The sequence below is a fragment of the Arthrobacter bambusae genome, assembly GCF_022606295.1.
GTDB classification, from domain to species: domain Bacteria; phylum Actinomycetota; class Actinomycetes; order Actinomycetales; family Micrococcaceae; genus Arthrobacter; species Arthrobacter bambusae_A.
Genome location: NZ_JAHHZS010000021.1, coordinates 24503 through 41356 on the forward strand (window position 1 = coordinate 24503; position 16854 = coordinate 41356).

Consider the following 16854-nt stretch of genomic DNA (forward strand, 5'->3'; position numbering starts at 1 on the left):
GGCGCTAATTGCCAACTATAGGGGACCGGAGGCTGCGCCGGATGATGCCCAGCTGGTCTAGCTGGGCGGACATCCCTGCACCGTCCGGAGAGTAGATCCAGGGGACCCCCGGGGTGGGTTGCCCCCCGGACTTCGACCGTCCGCCCGCGAGCACCGCCTCACCGACCGATAGCTGGCGGATCGCGATGGCCCTGACGTTCTGCGGATGGCGTTGGGCGAACTCGGCGTAGATGGCCTCGTCGTGCTGTCCGTCGTCACCAACCAGCAGCCACTTGACACCGGGGAACTCCGCCGCGAGACGTTCCAGGGAGGTCCGTTTGTGCTCCTGGCCGCTGCGGAACCAGCGGTCCGGGGTGGGACCCCAGTCGGTGAGAAGCTTGGGGCCGGCGGGATACAGATTGCGGGACAGGAAGCGCGACAGCGTCGGTGCGACGTTCCAGGCTCCGGTCGACAGGTACACCACGGGTGCCGCGGGCACCGTCCTGACGATCCGTTCGTACAGCACAGCCATGCCCGGCGTCGGCGTCCTCGCGTGTTCGTCGAGTACGAAAGTGTTCCAAGCGGCCAGGAACGGGCGGGGAAGCGCCGTGACCATCACGGTGTCGTCGATGTCGGAGACGACGCCGAAGTCTGTGTCGTCAGCGACGATCTGCACTGGCGCCTCCACGATCCTGGATTCCCCGGATTGCAGCGTGATTGTGTGCCAACCGGCGTCGAGGGCTACCGGGATACGCGCGTCGACCACGCCTCCACGGTCCGCTTCGACGTCATGATCTGTGCCTGCGATGGTCACGCGCACGGCGGCGTGTGCCACGGGCGCACTCGTGAAATTGCGCCAGCCGCGCATTCCTTCCTGCAACGGGTTGAGCCCGTTTGCCTGAGCGCCGGACCCGGTGTCCCGCGCGTCACTGCGGACGACACGCGCCAATACCCGGACCCAGGAAGTGGTTCCGTAACCGGTGTAGGGGATGACGGTCTCCACCCGACCGCGCCGGATTGCGAGACGCGTTTGAAACTTGAGCCAGCCGTCGTCGAGTCTCAAGGCGAGGTGGCGGCGTACGCGGCTCGACGGCGTCGGGCTTGCACCGCTCGACGATTTCGGGTCGCCGCCGGCTACGCTTTCTGATTCTGCGCTCTCGGACTCTGCGCTGAGGGACAGAGTGGGCGGCTTCACGGAACGGGGACACATGGGTTCAGTCTGACATGGCACAAGATGTCCGGCGGCATCCGTTCTACAACCCCAGGATCGGATCCGTGAGCAGGCGAATCAGCGTGCTCCGCCCAAGTGCGCTCATTGTCGGATTCGATTCGGCATAGTACCAGACGAGCCCGATTGCCTGCTGGTAGGCCCAAGCGGCGCCCCGCCTCCACTCAAGGTCCCCGATCGCGAGGCTGGTTCGCAGGGTTTCCCGTCGTGAGAAGTCGAGCATGTGCCAGGCGGCAACGAGGTCGAGCGCCGGGTCAGCAGGGCCGAAGCCACCAGTGTCCAGGATCCCCGCGAGGCGACCGTCCCTAAGGACCACATTTCCGGGAATGAGATCCTTATGGCACATCACATCGTCACCTAGACGAGGCAGTGATCTGAACGATCCCCAGGCCCGGCGGAGCCGATCCACCGGCAAGAGTCCTTCGCTTCGTTGCAGGCAATGCGCGATCCACCCGTCGTGCGCTGTCAGTTCCCCACCGCGGCCCTCGCCGGAAAATGAGCGACCCTTAGTATCCGCCTGCCGAAGGCTCCCGATGAGCGCTGCGACGTCCAACGCGAACGATGTGGATGACGCGACCGAGCCTGGGGTCGCAATCTCGCCCTCGATCCACGTTTGGACAGACCACGGCAATGGATAATCCCTGCCGGGGTCACCAATCGCAACTGGCAACGGAGACGGCACCATGCTCGCTGCGGCGAACTCGAGCATTGCGGCGTGTTCCGCTAGGAGGACTGCACGGACTTCGCGAGCGTCGCCGCCTTGCATCGGGAACCTGACGGCGGTGCGGGTTCCCACCCGATACAGGTAGTTGACCGTCCCGGTACTCTCGACCGCTGTGACCTCCGATTCGGTGAACGAAGGAAAAAGCCCTCGCACCAACCGCACTGCTTCAGACCGGTCCAGACTGAGCTGACTCTTATGCATGGCCACTCCCCCAGCCTACGCACGGGGCGCCCACTCACCGGTGAGCGTGCCGAAACTCCTCCCGCAGTCGGGCGGAACAGTATCCCCACCCTGAACAGAGTTCTTTCTCTCCACGTGAATCCGCCGTAGAGTCCGCTGTGGGCTCCTCCGGGGCCGCGCAAACGAAGATCTGGAGGCTTTTCCCATGTCGCGCATCATGCGGTTCGACCATGTCGGTGTCACGGTTCGGGACCTCAATAAGGTGACGGCGTTCTTCGTCGGACTCGGGCTCGAAGTCGAAGGCCGGACGTTCGTGGAGGGCGATTTCATTGACACGGTCACAGCGATCCCGGATTCCCGTACGGAGATCGTCATGTTGAGAACATCTGACGGAGGAACCGGCGTGGAGCTTTCCAGCTTCGTCAGGCCGGACCCCCAGCCGGGATCGCCTGCCGCCATGGCCAACGAACTCGGACTGCGCAGCTTGTCCTTCGAAGTCGACGATCTTCAGGCGCGGGTCGATCGGCTGGCTGCGGAGGGGTATGGGCTGGTCGGTGGCATCGGCCAGTACGAGGGTGCCTGGCGAATGGCCTACGTGCGCGGTCCGGAGGGAATCATCGTGTCCCTGGCGGAGCGGCTGAGCTGAAGGAGGTGGGCCTGAGGAGGAACCGTGTCACGCCGAGCAGGTTTTTGACGCTCCCGAGAGACATCAAGCCCGGGATTCCGGGGTTTCGGAAGAGCCCGGGGCCCAAAAAATTGCGTAGCGTGACGCGATGCCGACGTAGCGGCCAGACGTACTGCCCACCCAGGGACATTGGTTGAAGTCGTGTGAGAACACGGCATAGATTTCCGCCATGACGAAGGCCTCCCGGGGTGGAGTGGAGCTGTCTAAGAACCGCTGCTCACCCAGGAGGCCTTCGTGTCCCACCCTAACGCAACACCGACCCCTCTACTCCCGATAGTGGGCGTTTACGCGGCGGACCTTCAGGGGCGGCCAATTAACTTACAAGGGCGCGGGTGTGGTCGTTGAGGAATATGCCGCGCGGATCGAACTCGCGACGTATCTGGATGAAGGTGTCCAGCTCCGGGTAGAGGCGTTCCAAGCGGCTCCTGGTCATAAAGTGGATCTTTCCCCAGTGCGCTCGTGGCTCGAATTCCTGCAGCACCGTATCGGCATCGCGGAAGAACTGCCAGTAGTCGGTCCCGGGTTCGGTGGTCAGGGTGATGACGGTGGTGTCACGTCCCTGGAACTGGGACATGTAGCCTTCATCGGCCTTCACCCAGCGAACCTCCACGGGGTATTTTTGGTCAGGGTGTTTGGTTCGGATCAGGTCCTGGACGGCCTCGACGGCGGCCAGTCCGACTTCGCTCGGCACAAAGTACTCGAGTTCATGGAACGGCGTGGTGAATCCGCCCGGGTAAATCCGGTACGAACGGTCGAGCCGGGCACCTTCCGTACCCGAAATTTCGCCCTCGTCCTGGATCTGCGCGATATTGTACCGTTTGGTGTAGCTGCGGTTTGCCATGCTAAGGCCCGGCGCGCCCGGGAGGTCCAAGAGCTCGCACGAACCTTCTTCCGGGCACCAGAGGAACGAGTAATGGCGGTTCTCGTCGATGTCGGACTGCCACGTTGCCTTGGTCTCCGCCCACGTGGGATAGGTGATTTGTTCTTGCAGGTAGTAGCGCTCCTCAACCGCCAACTCCACCTCAAGGAAGATCCCCAGGGTACCCAAAGCCACCTGGGCTGCCCTGAGTTCGCGGAGCTGCCCCTCGCCGATTTCGACGATCTCGCCGTAACCATTGATCAGCTTCACCCAACGAAGGCTTGAGGAGAAGCTACCCAGGTCCTTCCCGGAACCGTGGGTGCTGGTTGAAAGCGCCCCAGCAATCTGCTGTTTGTCGATGTCTCCCTGGTTGCTCAGCGCGAGGCCTTGCTCCCACAATGGATCGCCGAAGGCATTGATCGTGGTGCCTGCAAGGGCCCTGGCGCGACGCCGGACAGGGTCGGTTCCGGTGATGCCCGACAGTGCGGACATGTCCATCAGGACGCCCCCCGTCTGGACCAGCGGTGAGGACGAATGCCCTGAGCCGACCGCCCGCACGGGCAAGCCTTCGCGGATCGCGAAACGAACGGCGTCGAGCGCTTCTTGTTCAGTCCGCGGCCGGACGGTGAAGGCCGGCGTGGCGCTTTGGTTCCCGCCCCAATTGGTCCAGGTGACGTCTGTTCCGAAAGGGGCCGGCGGGGTGGCCGCGCGCGACGAGACTGATGTGCCGGGAAGGTTCGCGGTGGTCATTGCTAAGCTCCGTTGCTTGTCTGAACGCTCATGCGCCGTGGTTGATCATAAGGTGCTTGGTGCGGGAGTAATCGTCCAGGGCGTAAAGCGAGAGGTCCCGGCCGTAGCCGGATCCCTTGAATCCGCCCCACGGTACCTCGCAAGCCAACACCAAGTGTGAATTTACCCAGACCGTACCGAAGTCGAGTTGCTTTGGAACGCTCAAGGAGAGGCTTGAATCCCGGGTCCATACCGAGGCAGACAGTCCGTAGGGACTCTCGTTTGCCCGTGCAATGGCTTCATCGGTGGAAGTGAAAGTCTCGACCGTGACCACGGGACCAAAGATCTCGTGGGTGGCGATAGGCGCCCCGGCCGGCACGTTGCTGATGACCGTGGGTTCGATGAAGTAGCCGGGTCCTTCGAGGGCAGAACCTCCGATGGCTATGTGCAGGCCGGCGGCTTTAGCCTCGGCCAGCGATTCCTTGACTCGTTCGAAGTGCGGGTGGGAAATCATGGGACCGATTTCCACGTCGTCCCCTGCCCCCGGAGCGCCGACCACCAGGGTGCTGACTTCACGCACCAAATGTTCCGTGAACTCGGCAGCCACCGACTCGTGCACAAGTACGCGGCACGCAGCGCCACAGTCCTGCCCGGCATTCCAGTACCCGGCGTTTCGCACGCCGGCGGCGGCAGCACGGAGGTCCGCGTCTGCAAACACAACAACCGGAGCCTTGCCGCCGAGTTCCAGATGAACACGCTTGACCGATTTGGCCGCGGTCTCCGCGACGGCCTGCCCGCTGACAACGCTCCCCGTCAAGGCGACGAGGGCAACGTCAGGGTGTTCGGAAATCCGCTGTCCGACGGTCCGGCCCTGTCCCGTCACAACATTGAGGATTCCGTCCGGAATACGTCCGGCCAGGAGTTCCGCGAGCTTTAGCGTCGAGAGCGGTGTCTGCTCCGACGGCTTGAGGACGATGCTGTTTCCGGCGGCCAGGATGGGCGCGATCTTCCAGGCAGCCATCAGCAACGGGTAGTTCCACGGGGTGATGACGCCAACCACGCCCACGGGCTCCCTGAGGATCACCGAGGTGTGCCCGGTCGCATAGTCCCCGCCAGCCATGGACGTCAGCGTGCGGGATGCTCCGGCCATGAAACGGAAAGTATCAATAGTGCTGGAGACATCGTCCTCAGCAACGGTTCGCGGCTTGCCGGTGTTGGCGGACTCGATGATTTCGAAGACTTCACGGTTGGCTTCAATGATGTTGGCGATCATGTTCAAGACCTCGGACCGCTCCTTCGGCGTGGTGGCGCCCCAGGATTTCTGGGCAGCCACGGCGGCTTCAACAGCAACGTCAACGTCCGCGGCTGTGCCGGCCTGCACGGAGGCGATGACCAGTCCAGTGGCGGGATCTACGACGTCGATGAGGTGGGTAGAGGTGCCCGGAACAAACGATCCTCCAATGAAGTGCCCGCCGGGCGGCAGAGGCAATGGCACGATGCCCGAGGCGTGGTGGGCTGCAGGGGAGCTGCTGTCTTCGCTCACGCGGCGGACGATGAACTGTTCGGTGTTGATGAGTGTCATGATTTTGCCCTTGTTTTCTAGCGCCGGTCGTGGCGTCGGGAGTTTATGGGAAGTACAGGCGGATGGTCTGCGGTGCGTCAGACCAAGTCGCTTGCGAGTACGGGGGCCTGGAACGTTGTGGCCTCGGCCTTCTTCCGGAACACGCGTGCCGCGACGTAGTAGAGCGGGGCAACCACAACGAGGCCAACGATCCATGAGAGGTCCACGCCACCCATTGCCGCTGCGACGGGCCCGGTGTAGATCGCTGTTGCCGAGAAAGGAAGCTGGACCAGGGCGCCTGCCACGTAGGCTCCGATGGCCACCCAGTTGAAGCGCCCGTACACTCCGCCGTCGCGCTTGAAGAAGTCTTCAACCCTGTAGTCGCCGTGCCGGAGAAGGTAGTAGTCGACCAGGTTGATGGCCGTCCAGGGAACCAGCACGTACATCAGGAAGGAAAGGAAGTTGGTGTAAAACAGGATGAAATTGTCGCGTGCGAACAGCGAGATCAGGAGTGCGAAGGTAAAGAGGATGATTGCCGCAACGCTTCGGGTCTTGGCGCGGGGCAGCCAGTTCGGCTTGAACGTCTGGCCAATAGTGAGGCTGCACAGCACGCCGCAGTAGAGATTCATGGCGTTCGAGGCTGCAACGCCGAGGCAGAAGATTCCCACGACTGCCAGGGTCCATGGCTGGAGCAACGCTCCCATGCTGCCGACGATTTCGACGTTGCCGGCGTCTGCGCCCATCGTGACCGCCAAGGTTCCCACCAGGGCGCCCAGGATCATCGGGAAGAGCGTGCCCAGGACGCAGCCTGAGTAGGAGGCCCAGAACGCCGGACCCGAGCCGGTGCCTTGCGGCATGTAGCGGGAGTAGTCCGAGACGTACGGAGCGTAGGCGAGCTGCCACAAGGCGGATACGGAGACGGTGGCCATGAAGCCGACCCAGTTGAAGTTTCCCTGGTAGAGGAAAGTGGCAGGCAGCCCGTGGACGAACATGATCCAGACGAAGGCCAGAAGCAACGCCAAACCAGCCACGATGCTGAGGAACCGAGCGTAGGCGTGAATGAGCCGGTAGCCGAAAATCGTGGCAACAACGCTCACGACGCCGATGATGATGATGCCCGCGTCAACACTGATGTCCGGGCTGACTGCGGCCATTGCCTCGCCGCCAAAGACCAGGTTCGCGGCGAAGAATCCGACGTACATGATCACCACGATGACAACGATCAGTAGTGCTCCGAAGGAGCCGAATTGGCCGCGGGTCTGGATCATCTGTGCCACGCCCAATTGCGGTCCTTGGGCGGAGTGCAGCGCCATGAAGATGCCACCGATGACGTTTCCGAGGATGATTCCCACGATGGCAGGCACAAAGCTTAGCCCGAACACCGTCGTGGCGAGTCCGCCGGTAACGATGGTCATGATCATGATGTTGGACCCGAACCAGATGGTGAAGAGGTCCCGCGCTTTTCCGTGGCGTTCGTTCAACGGGATGGGCTGAATGGTTTTGTCTTCGAGTCTGGGCACTTCGGTGACAGCGGCGGGATTGCTTCGGGTGCTCATGATGCGGTCCAGGATGCTGCTTGCAATTGACGGACAGCGGACGTTTCGGCCTTGCCGCGATTCACCATCAGCGCGAGGAGGTCGAAGACAAGGGTGGCCGCGGCCACCGAGGTGATGTCTGCATGGTCGTAGGCCGGCGCGACCTCGACGACGTCGGCACCGACGATGTTAATGCCATCCAGTCCGCGGAGCAGGGCCAGCAGCTCCCGGGAGTGGAGTCCGCCCATCTCAGGGGTGCCGGTGCCCGGCGCATAGGAGGGGTCCAGGACGTCGATGTCGATGGAGACGTAGACCGGGGTGTCGCCGAGCCGCTCCTTGACCCGAGCAATGGCGGCGGGAACGCCTATGACGTCCAGGTCCGAGCAGCGGATGATCTGGAATCCGAATTCATGGTCGCGGAGGAAATCGTTGCGGTCATAGACCGGCCCGCGGATTCCGACGTGCATGGACCTATCTTCCACGAGGAGGCCTTCCTCGAACGCCCGCCGGAAGATGGTTCCGTGTGTGACCGGCTGGTCGAAGTAGGTGTCCCATGTATCCAGGTGGGCATCGAAGTGCAGCAACGCGACCGGTCCGTGGACTTTGTTCAGGGCCCTGAGCATCGGGAGGGCGATGGTGTGGTCGCCACCGATCGAGATGAGCTTCTTGTCCTCACTAATCAGGGGCAGTGCCTGCTCTTCGATTTCACGGACGGCCCGTGCGATGTCGTAGGGGGTGCAGGCGATGTCGCCGGCGTCCACAACCTGGACTTCGTTGACGGGCTCAACGTCCAATTCCGGATGGTACCCGGGACGCAGAAGCCGGGAGGCTTCGCGGACCGCGGCAGGACCGAAACGGGCGCCGGGCCGGAAGGACGTTCCGCCGTCGAACGGTACGCCGACGATCGCAATGTCGTAGTCCGGGACGCGGTCGATTTGGGGAAGCCTGGCGAAAGTGCCGAGGCCCGCATACCGGGGAACTTTTGTTGCGTCGACGGGGCCGATGGGCTGATGCGTTGTCATGCCAGGATCCTTCGGTAGCTTGCTGCCGGGCGGCGACGCTGGCAGCGATGTTGGGAGGTGGGGGTGCTCGCCTTTGAGCGGGAAGTAGGTAATCCAATTCTTAGTGACGTGCATCACGACGTATAGCGGTAGATTGACTACAAATGGCCGAGGCTCTTATACAAATGTCTAAGCACTCTGAAATCGGCCGGAAACCAACGATTTGGGAGCGCATTTTCATGGCGATTACTGTGGCTGAGCTCGTGGCGGAACCTCAGCTTGGACTCACGTTTTTGGCCGGGTCGGCGGGTAGGGACAACCGGATCACTTGGGCACACACCTCCGACCTGCCGAGGCTGTGGGAATGGGTCACCGGCGGCGAACTGATGATGACCAATGGCCTGTCCATCCCCGCCGACCCCCAAGGCCAAGTTGCGCTCGCCGAGGCGCTCGTCGATGCAGGTGCCAGTGCCCTTGCCATCGGGGAAAAGATGCATGCTCCGGAGCTGCTGCCGGAGTTCCTGGCGGCCTGCGAGCAGTTGCCGCTGCCGCTGATTAGCATTCCGTATCCATTGCCCTTCATCGCTATCGCGCGAACCGTGGCTGAAGCTTCCCTTTTGGAGGAATCGCGACGCCTGCGTCAGACCGCACGGGTGTATGACTTGCTTCGTACGGCGGGAACAATTGAGGACCACTGGCAAGGCCTTCTCCAAGGACTCGCGGCTGAGCTCAATGCGGAGCTTTTCGTCGTGGACCGGCGATGCCTCCATCCCTGGCACCCGGATGGTGAGCCGTTGCCGGACTTCCTGCAAGCGGAATTGGCCCCCCTGACGGGACATATACCCATGACCGGAAGGAAGTTCCAATGGCATCGGCTTCGGGACCGACACGTGTTGATGATGGACATCCCCACCCACGCCAATGCGGTCCTGGTGGTGCTGCCGAAAAGCGATCCGCACCCTGACGCCGTCGTGCTTCTGCATGCGGCGACGGTGCTGGGACTGGAACTCTCGCGAACGGCCCTGTCCCTGGAAGGGCGGCACCACCTAGCAGGCGAATTCCTCCTGCAGGCGTTCGATGGGCGCCTCGGGATCGCGGAACTGGAGATCAGGCTCGGCCATTTTGAGATTTCCGCGCAGAATTTCGTGGTGGTTTCGATAGGGGCCGACGACGGCGAGCGGCTGGCGAACATTCACGTGGAACTGTGGCGCCACGGACTTCAGGTCGCTTGCCTGCGGCGTCTCAACACCCTTCATGTGGCAGTAACCGCGGGGGTGACGGATGACGTTTTGATCCACTGCGCGGGGCCCGGGGTCCGGATTGGCATCAGCTCGCCTACGTCTGCCGGGGGCGTCCAACGCGCACTCCAGGAATCGCTGTGGGCGCTCGGTTCAGCGAAAGGCAATGCCGTAAGCCTGACCCGTTACGCCGAGGGGCCCTCCTGGCTGGGGCTCACGAGTTTCGAGGAGGGCACGGCGTTGGTACAGCGGCTGCTCGGCCCGATCTTCACGTATGAACAGAGCCAGGAAGGCGATCTCATCGTGACTTTGAAGACCTACTTGGACACTCAGAGGTCGTGGCAAAAGACTGCCGCGGCGCTCTTCGCCCATCGCCAAACCATCATCTACCGCATCCGGAAAATCAGCGAATTGACGGGGCTCGACATGACCGAAACCTCCACGTTGGCCCAGCTTTGGTTTGCGCTCCAGATCCATGAGGCCATGCACAAGTAAACCCGCTGCCGATAGCAATGTCCGCAAGCAGATGTTGCCCCGGCACTGACGTTGTGTGTATGGTGTGAGCCAAATCACCCCAAATCTGAATATGCCTTTCGAACCGTGGCGGGAGAGTCCTCCCAGCCATCAACCGGGCAGGCGCCGTAGGAGCAAATCCTCCCCAGGAATCTCTCAGGCCCCCGTACCGCCGCGGCGAGGCGACTCTGGAAAGCAGCCAGGCTTCGGTCCGGCTCACCGACGGTGCAAGCCGAACACAACGCGACAATGCGTTCTGCGGAATCTCTCAGGTCCGATACAGAGCGGGGAGGAACCCAATTAGCCGAGGACCGCCTCGCCGCGATCGACATCACCGTCAACCGCAACGCGGTTCCGTTCGACCCGCGTCCGCCGATGGTGACCTCCGGCCTGCGGATCGGCACCCCGGCACTGGCAACCCGCGGCTTCGGTGAAGCGGCGTTCCGCGAAGTTGCGGACATCATCGCCGAAGCACTGATCGCCGACGCCGACCTCTCCGGCCTGCGTCACCGCGTGGAGGCACTCGCCGCCGCGCACCCGCTCTACCCCGGCGTCGCGAACCTAGCGTAGTCCGGGATCGGCTCGGTACGCCCGTCGGGTCCGAAGGGGCCTGCTGGTCACCTCAACATTAAATCCCTGAAGTTCCTGCTTGCCGCGGGCGCCGTCGGAGTGCTCTACAAGGAGCAGGCCTCGATCTCCGGCGCCGAAGTGGGCTGCCAGGGCGAGGCCGGCTCCGCTTCCTCAATGGCCGCCGCCGGCTTGGCCGAAGTCATGGGCGGCTCGCCGGGACAGGTGAAGAACGTTGCCGAGATCGCAATGGAACACAACCGGGCCTCACCCAACGCGCTGCGCTTCCTCACACCCGAACAGGGGGAAGGGCTCGACGGGCCGAAAGGGGCAGAACCACCGGAGCCCGTCTCAATCCGGGACCCATGTCAGTGCCAGGTTAGTGATTTCGCAACCCCAGCAACAACGAAGACCCTCCTGCCCAACGTTTCCGCAGGTGGGAGGGCCTTCACTGTGGAGCTAAGGAGATTCGAACTCCTGACCTCTTCGATGCGAACGAAGCGCTCTACCAACTGAGCTATAGCCCCTGGTCAACTGTGCATTGCCAGTGTCCCTAGGCTACAAACTATCTTCGCGCTTTGCCAACCACGACTCGAACGTGTCTGTCCCGGTCCGCTGGCTTGGGACCAGATTCAGCCCCTTCCGAAGATATCTGCCCATCTCCCCCGGCAACGGCACCTCCACGAGAAGCCCGGCACGGCCCGACGCCTTGCGCCAGATCTCAGCAAGTTCGCGCATGGACCGGATGTCCGGTCCGCCGATGGTTCGCCTCCGGTGCCGCTCTTCTGAAGGCTCCCGCAACGCCTCGGCAAGCAACTCGGACGCCACATTCGCCGGCGAAATCGTTTGAAAGCGCGCACCCTTGAAGACCGGGATGAGGCGGACTTTCGAGCCCGCCTGGAAAACCGCCGTCACGAGGCTGTGGAATTGGGTGGCCCGCACAACAACCGTCTCCAGCGACGAGAGTGCGTAGACCCGCTCCTTGTCTGCTTTGGAGACATAAAACGCCGCGCTGCTCTGGTCGCAATTGATGATCGAGAGGAGAACGGCCTTACGGACTCCGGCAACGGTGGCTGCGGCGAGCAGGCGCGCGCCGCCGTCGGCGAATTTCCTCCGCGCTTTTCCGAATTGCCCTTCCAAGCAATCGATCACCACATCGGCCCCCTGCAGGGCTTCGGCCAGCCCGGCACTGGTGGTGACGTCAGCCTGAAAGTAGCGCGCGCCGTCGCGATGGACTGGTGACGCGCCCGACGGCGGGCGGCGGCTCAGCACCGTCACGTCGAGCCCGGCGTCGAGCGCCAAACGGACGACTTCACGGCCCACTTGTCCCGTGCCACCTGCCACGCAGACGGTAGTCACTGGAGGTTATGCCCGGCGGCGCTGCAAGACGTCGTCGAGGTTGCTGAGGCCGCTCTGGGGCTTGCCGTGCTGCGCCTGGACCGACGCGCCCACGGACGGTGCGCTGGCTGGCTTCAACGTCGGCTTGCCGAGGGGCTTGGGAGCCTCAGGCAGGTCGAGGGGCTCGGGGGCGGGCCGCGGCGCCTTGGCGGCATCGACGTATGTTGGTTTGGGGACGTCCACGGGCTGCCATTCAGCTTCCTTGGATTCCGCTGTAAACCGGACTGTGTTGTCGCCGGCGGCGACAGCAACATTGAGGGCGGCTTGACGAAGTTCGACGGCGGTCAGTCGCGTCGCTTCACGGGCGTGGGCTTCGGCGTCGAAAATCTTGGTCGCCGGACGGTCCGTTGCAGGAGCGCTTGCGCGGGGACTCTCGGCTGGAGGGGCCATCGCGTTCCGGAAGGCCTTGTTCATCTTCGCCCTGCGGTCCCGGATGGCCAGTCGGCGAAGCAGGAAGACGGTCGCGACCACGCCCACTATGCATCCCAGCGGCAGCCACGCGGAAACGAGGCCAAGAATGCGGAGGACGCCGGAAACGGCAGCCGCGAGCAGGAGGAGAACGGCGGCAAGGGCAAGGGCACAGCGCCCGTATCTGACTTTGAAGACCGCTGTTTCCGATGCAGCATCACGCCGTTCGCCGGCGCCGGCCGATACCTCGGGCAATGCGGTTGCGGTGCTCTGCATGGTTTCCATTGCTTTCTCCTGCCGAGGGGTGATTGACAGAACCACCCCGGCTTGCAGTTCATGAGCGTCTTCGTCAATAACATCTGTTGGGAAGTCACCGGCCATCTGGATGTGCTGGCGACGATTCCGGAGTATGTATGGCGCAACCCAAACGATCCACAGCGCGACAGCAATGACCAATATCACCGAGCTGCTGAGAGGGAAGTCCACAATCAAAACCGTAGAAGCAAATAGCCGGAGGCCACCGCATTGCCAACGGTGTGTCGTCGGAGAGTCGGCAAATCAATGGACTTATGACCCTTATTCGCCGAAAGCGGCTAGTTGGCTCCGTGCCGAAGCCAAGCGGCCAGCAAGCCTCCGGGGACCTCTTCCGAGGTCAACGCAAAGCTTCGATGGTCAGCCCATTCTCCGTTGATGTGAAGGAAACGCTCGCGGCGCCCTTCGTCGCGGAATCCCAACTTCTCGACAACTCGCAGGCTCGGCCCGTTCTCCGGCCTGATGTTGATCTCCATCCGGTGCAAGCCAAGGGCTTTGAAGCAATGGTCGGTGGCCATGGCAACCGCAGTGGGAGCTATTCCGCGGCCGGCCCGGGCCTGGTCCACCCAGTAGCCAAGCGTGGCCGTCATCGCCGATCCCCACATGATCGAAGAGACCGTCAACTGCCCTACGATCCTAGGCTCCTGGAATCCAGGAATACGCTCCGTGATCACAAAGGGGAGCGCACTCGCTTGCCGGGCCTGGGCGTTGAGGGAAGCCACCATCTGCCGGTAGTTGGGAAGGCGACCACCCGGGGCCGGGTTGGAGGCTTCCCAAGGCGCCAGCCAATCACTGTTGCGTGAGCGGACCTCGGTCCATTCCTTCTTGTCCCGGTAGTGAATGGGACGCAACATGAGGTCGCCGCATTCGAGCGTCACCGGCCATATGGCCGACCCCCACACAAGGACCTACTTGCTGAGGCCGGCGGCAAAGCCCGGCAGCCACTCCCGCAGTCCAGGCCCGAGGTCTTCGCTGTCGCATGCGAGCTGGACGCAGGCTTTGAGGTAGCTGAGCTTGTCTCCGGTGTCGTAGCGACGGCCACGGAAGACGACTCCGTAGACGCCGCTGCCCTCACCCTCGCCGGCAGCCAGGACCTGAAGGGCGTCCGTCAGTTGGATCTCTCCCCCACGGCCCGGTTCGGTCTTCTCGAGAACGTCGAACACCGAGGGGTGGAGTACGTACCGGCCGATCACGGCCAGGTTGGACGGAGCTTCGTCGGCAGCAGGCTTTTCGACAAGTTGTTTGATGCGGACGTAGCCGTCTTCACCGATGTCCTCGATGTCCGCGCAGCCGTAGGCGCTGATCTGGGAGGGCTCGACTTCGATGAGGGCCACAACGGATCCACCGGTTTTGTGCTGGACCTCGATCATGTCGCTGAGGAGCGTGTCCCGGGCGTCGATGAGGTCGTCGCCGAGAAGAACCGCGAAAGGTTCGTACCCGACGTGCTGCTTTGCACGCAACACTGCGTGTCCCAGCCCCTTGGGGTCGCCCTGGCGGACGTAGTGAATATCGCCGAGGTTGCTCGTGGCCTGCACCGAGTCCAGCTTGGTGATGTCTCCCTTGGCCTCCAGCGTCGCTTCCAAAGCCGGTACCCGGTCGAAGTGGTCTTCCAATGCACGCTTGTTGCGGCCTGTGATCATGAGGACGTCATTGAGTCCCACGCTCACAGCTTCTTCGACAACATATTGGATGGCCGGTTTGTCGACTACCGGGAGCATCTCTTTGGGCATGGCTTTAGTGGCAGGCAGAAACCTGGTGCCGAGTCCGGCTACAGGGATAACGGCCTTGCGGACGGCGCAGTTATTGGAAGTCACCGGACTAATCTAACGGAAGTAACTGGACAATGGGCAAAAAGGAACGTGCCGGCCAAAAGGAGCACACCGTTCCTTTCCCCATCCCTGAGCCGCACAGCAGCGGGAAATGGAGCAAAAGTGACTTTGAAAGACGACATCCGCCGGGATCACCGCAAGCGCCGGCTCTCCTTGACCGGGCAACAGCGCGCAGAGGCTGGAGCGGGGATTGCCCGCCGGGGCGTTTCATGGGCGGCTGATGTTGCCCATGGGAGACCCGCGACTTTCGCGGCCTATCTCGGAGTGGCCGCCGAACCGCCCACAATGCCTTTGCTCGCTGCGCTCCACGCGGCCGGGCACAGGATCCTCCTTCCCGTCTGCGAACCGGAACGGCGTCTGAGCTGGGTCTATTGGACACCGGAGACCGCTTTTGTCCGCTCAAAGTATGCCCCGATCGACGAGCCGGTGGGCGAACGTTTCGACAGTGACGTCATCAAGGATGCGACCGGAATCTTCCTGCCGGCCACCGCCGTCGACGAGGGTGGAAACCGCATCGGCCAAGGGGGCGGTTACTACGACCGGCTCCTCGACAAGCTCGACGCCGACGGGAACCGTCCGCCGACTGTGGCCGTCGTCTACGACCATGAAGTACTGCCTGCGGGGACGATCCCGGCCGAACCGTTCGACAAGCCGGTGGCGGAGGCACTCACCCCACATCGGATCGTCCAGCTTGTTCGGCCCGCATGATGAGGCTTTACCGGCCTGTCTGCTTCGCCACATTCCCCTGTCTGCTTCGCCATATTCCGTAGTACCGGTCCCGACGCCGGATGATAGAATTGGCACTCAGGCCCTGGGACTGCTAATGGACGGAACAATCCGCCTCGGCAGCACAGGACCTGCAGTTCGTCCCGGAGGAGGATCACCAGTGCCCACTTACGCCTATGCCTGCAAAGACTGCGGACATGCCTTTGACATCGTTCAGGCTTTCACGGACAGCTCCCTGTCCGACTGTCCTGAGTGCCAAGGATCGTTGCGCAAGAAGTTCAACAGCGTGGGCGTTGTCTTCAAGGGATCGGGCTTCTACCGCACCGACTCCCGGGACTCCAAGGGAAGTACTGTTTCGGCCGCTCCCGCGGCACCTGCCGCATCTCCGGCTCCGGCGTCCGTTCCTGCGGCTGCCGCGAGCTGATTCCTGGGTACCAGTTGCCCCCGGTTTTCCACATAGCTCAACGTTTCCACATAGCTCACTAAGGCCCTGCCATGCGCCTTAGTGCCCGGTTAGCGTGGCAGCATGCCCGCAACCCCGAACGCTTCCCAAGGCCCCGGTTCAGCATCGCCTGGCTTCGGTCCAACCAGGCCTTCATCGATTCCACGCAATAGCCTGCCGGGGCCGATTGCCGCGTCCCACACCCGCCGTCTTCGGGGTTTCCCCTCCAAAGCCGGAGGCCGCTTGGGTCCTCCCAAGAGACAGTACAAGCACCGCACCTTCGCTAGCTGGCTGAACCGCAACCGTCGCCTCGTGGTGGCACTCCTGCTATGCGTGGCGGTCGGGGTCGCAGTCCATCAATTGACTCCTGCTTCGGAGCAGCGAGCCATCGTCCTGGCCGCCGCGCGGGATCTTCCTGCGGGGTCCAGCTTGACGGATTCCGACCTCAAACCACTCGAAGTCCTTCCTGACGGAATCCCAGCCGGGGCGCTCACGCCCGGCACTGCCTATAGGGGAAAGCAGCTCGCCTCGCCCCTGCAGAAGGGGCAGATCCCCACAGACGCGCAGATCCTGGGACCCGGCCTGCTGACCGGCACCGCACCCGCGACGGCGGCCGTTCCGCTGCGCATGGCCGATCCCGCTTCTATTCAACTCATCTCGCCGGGCCAATTGGTCAACGTTGTGCTCACTGCGGCCGACGGGTTCGAAGGGCCCGGCAGGAAATCAGAACTCCTGGCGGCTGCGGTCCCGGTTTTGTGGACGTCCGCGCAAGGAGGCAAGGCCGGCCAATGGTTGGGCACGAACGAGGCGGACGGCCTTGTGGTTGTCGCTGCCAATCCGCAACAGGCCGAAATCCTGGCCGGGGCTTCCACACGCGGGAAACTGTTCTTTGTCCTCGTCAGTCCCCCAGGTAACCGGTAATGCGAAACCCCGCCGGAGA

General features: G+C 62.9%; 15 protein-coding genes, 1 tRNA gene, 2 pseudogenes and 1 riboswitch. Of the genes and pseudogenes, 7 read left to right on the plus strand and 11 right to left on the minus strand.

All coding sequences use genetic code 11. The features are described from left to right. Positions 1-4: 4 nt before the first annotated feature. Entirely contained in the window at positions 5-1189 is a 1185-nt protein-coding gene (locus tag KNN17_RS14900) for an App1 family protein (RefSeq protein WP_241709799.1), read from the minus strand. Positions 1190-1232: 43 nt separating this feature from the next. Further along, entirely contained in the window at positions 1233-2132 is a 900-nt protein-coding gene (locus tag KNN17_RS14905) for a phosphotransferase (protein ID WP_274619731.1), read from the minus strand. A 184-nt stretch (positions 2133-2316) separates the two neighbouring features. Here KNN17_RS14905 and KNN17_RS14910 point away from each other — a divergent pair, with 184 nt between their 5' ends. Beyond that, positions 2317-2757 carry a VOC family protein gene (locus KNN17_RS14910; RefSeq protein WP_241709800.1) on the plus strand — a complete coding sequence of 147 codons (441 nt, stop codon included), beginning with the start codon at positions 2317-2319 and terminating at the stop codon, positions 2755-2757. A gap of 352 nt (positions 2758-3109) precedes the next feature. On the opposite strand, the gene KNN17_RS14915 is transcribed toward KNN17_RS14910, so the two are convergent. The 4 genes from KNN17_RS14915 to speB form a co-directional block, all read right to left on the minus strand. After that, entirely contained in the window at positions 3110-4405 is a 1296-nt protein-coding gene (locus KNN17_RS14915; protein WP_241709801.1) for a D-arabinono-1,4-lactone oxidase, read from the minus strand. Positions 4406-4433: 28 nt separating this feature from the next. Continuing rightward, a complete protein-coding gene (locus KNN17_RS14920) occupies positions 4434-5966 on the minus strand; it encodes an aldehyde dehydrogenase family protein (RefSeq protein ID WP_241709802.1) in 1533 nt (510 codons plus the stop codon). A gap of 77 nt (positions 5967-6043) precedes the next feature. Then, positions 6044-7501 carry a purine-cytosine permease family protein gene (locus tag KNN17_RS14925; RefSeq protein WP_078108214.1) on the minus strand — a complete coding sequence of 486 codons (1458 nt, stop codon included), beginning with the start codon at positions 7499-7501 and terminating at the stop codon, positions 6044-6046. Beyond that, positions 7498-8502: an agmatinase gene (gene speB / locus KNN17_RS14930; protein ID WP_078108213.1), complete on the minus strand. Its 1005-nt coding sequence runs from the start codon at positions 8500-8502 to the stop codon at positions 7498-7500. Before speB ends, KNN17_RS14925 begins: the two co-directional genes overlap by 4 nt. Positions 8503-8720: 218 nt before the next feature. Between speB and KNN17_RS14935 the strand changes: the two genes are divergently transcribed. The 3 genes and pseudogenes from KNN17_RS14935 to KNN17_RS14945 form a co-directional block, all read left to right on the plus strand. Continuing rightward, entirely contained in the window at positions 8721-10214 is a 1494-nt protein-coding gene (locus KNN17_RS14935) for a PucR family transcriptional regulator (RefSeq protein WP_241709831.1), read from the plus strand. Between the two features lie 99 nt (positions 10215-10313). After that, a riboswitch (glycine riboswitch) is annotated at positions 10314-10414 on the plus strand. A 115-nt stretch (positions 10415-10529) separates the two neighbouring features. Next, a pseudogene (locus tag KNN17_RS14940) lies at positions 10530-10802 on the plus strand (serine hydroxymethyltransferase); the annotation flags it as partial. A 66-nt stretch (positions 10803-10868) separates the two neighbouring features. Then, positions 10869-11060 (plus strand): annotated as a pseudogene (locus KNN17_RS14945) (L-serine ammonia-lyase, iron-sulfur-dependent, subunit alpha); the annotation flags it as partial. Between the two features lie 193 nt (positions 11061-11253). Here the strand turns inward: KNN17_RS14945 and KNN17_RS14950 are convergent. From KNN17_RS14950 to galU, 5 genes are all read right to left on the minus strand, one after another. Then, positions 11254-11326, minus strand: a tRNA-Ala gene (locus KNN17_RS14950). A gap of 31 nt (positions 11327-11357) precedes the next feature. Then, positions 11358-12158 carry an SDR family oxidoreductase gene (locus KNN17_RS14955; protein ID WP_308196818.1) on the minus strand — a complete coding sequence of 267 codons (801 nt, stop codon included), beginning with the start codon at positions 12156-12158 and terminating at the stop codon, positions 11358-11360. 6 nt (positions 12159-12164) lie between these two features. Beyond that, complete coding sequence (locus tag KNN17_RS14960) at positions 12165-12890, minus strand: hypothetical protein (protein WP_308196819.1); 726 nt, start codon at positions 12888-12890, stop codon at positions 12165-12167. Positions 12891-13198: 308 nt separating this feature from the next. Continuing rightward, positions 13199-13771 (minus strand): GNAT family N-acetyltransferase, encoded by a 573-nt coding sequence (locus KNN17_RS14965; protein WP_171983522.1) that lies wholly within the window; start codon positions 13769-13771, stop codon positions 13199-13201. 54 nt (positions 13772-13825) lie between these two features. Then, positions 13826-14731: a UTP--glucose-1-phosphate uridylyltransferase GalU gene (galU, locus tag KNN17_RS14970; protein WP_078108149.1), complete on the minus strand. Its 906-nt coding sequence runs from the start codon at positions 14729-14731 to the stop codon at positions 13826-13828. Positions 14732-14848: 117 nt separating this feature from the next. Between galU and KNN17_RS14975 the strand changes: the two genes are divergently transcribed. The 3 genes from KNN17_RS14975 to cpaB all read left to right on the plus strand — a co-directional run bounded on the left by KNN17_RS14975 (position 14849) and on the right by cpaB (position 16835). Further along, complete coding sequence (locus tag KNN17_RS14975) at positions 14849-15454, plus strand: 5-formyltetrahydrofolate cyclo-ligase (protein WP_241709804.1); 606 nt, start codon at positions 14849-14851, stop codon at positions 15452-15454. A gap of 178 nt (positions 15455-15632) precedes the next feature. Continuing rightward, the gene (locus KNN17_RS14980) at positions 15633-15896 is read left to right on the plus strand and encodes an FmdB family zinc ribbon protein (protein WP_059387425.1); all 264 of its coding nucleotides are present in this window, start codon (positions 15633-15635) and stop codon (positions 15894-15896) included. 261 nt (positions 15897-16157) lie between these two features. Further along, the gene (cpaB, locus tag KNN17_RS14985) at positions 16158-16835 is read left to right on the plus strand and encodes a Flp pilus assembly protein CpaB (RefSeq protein WP_241709805.1); all 678 of its coding nucleotides are present in this window, start codon (positions 16158-16160) and stop codon (positions 16833-16835) included. Positions 16836-16854: the final 19 nt, after the last annotated feature.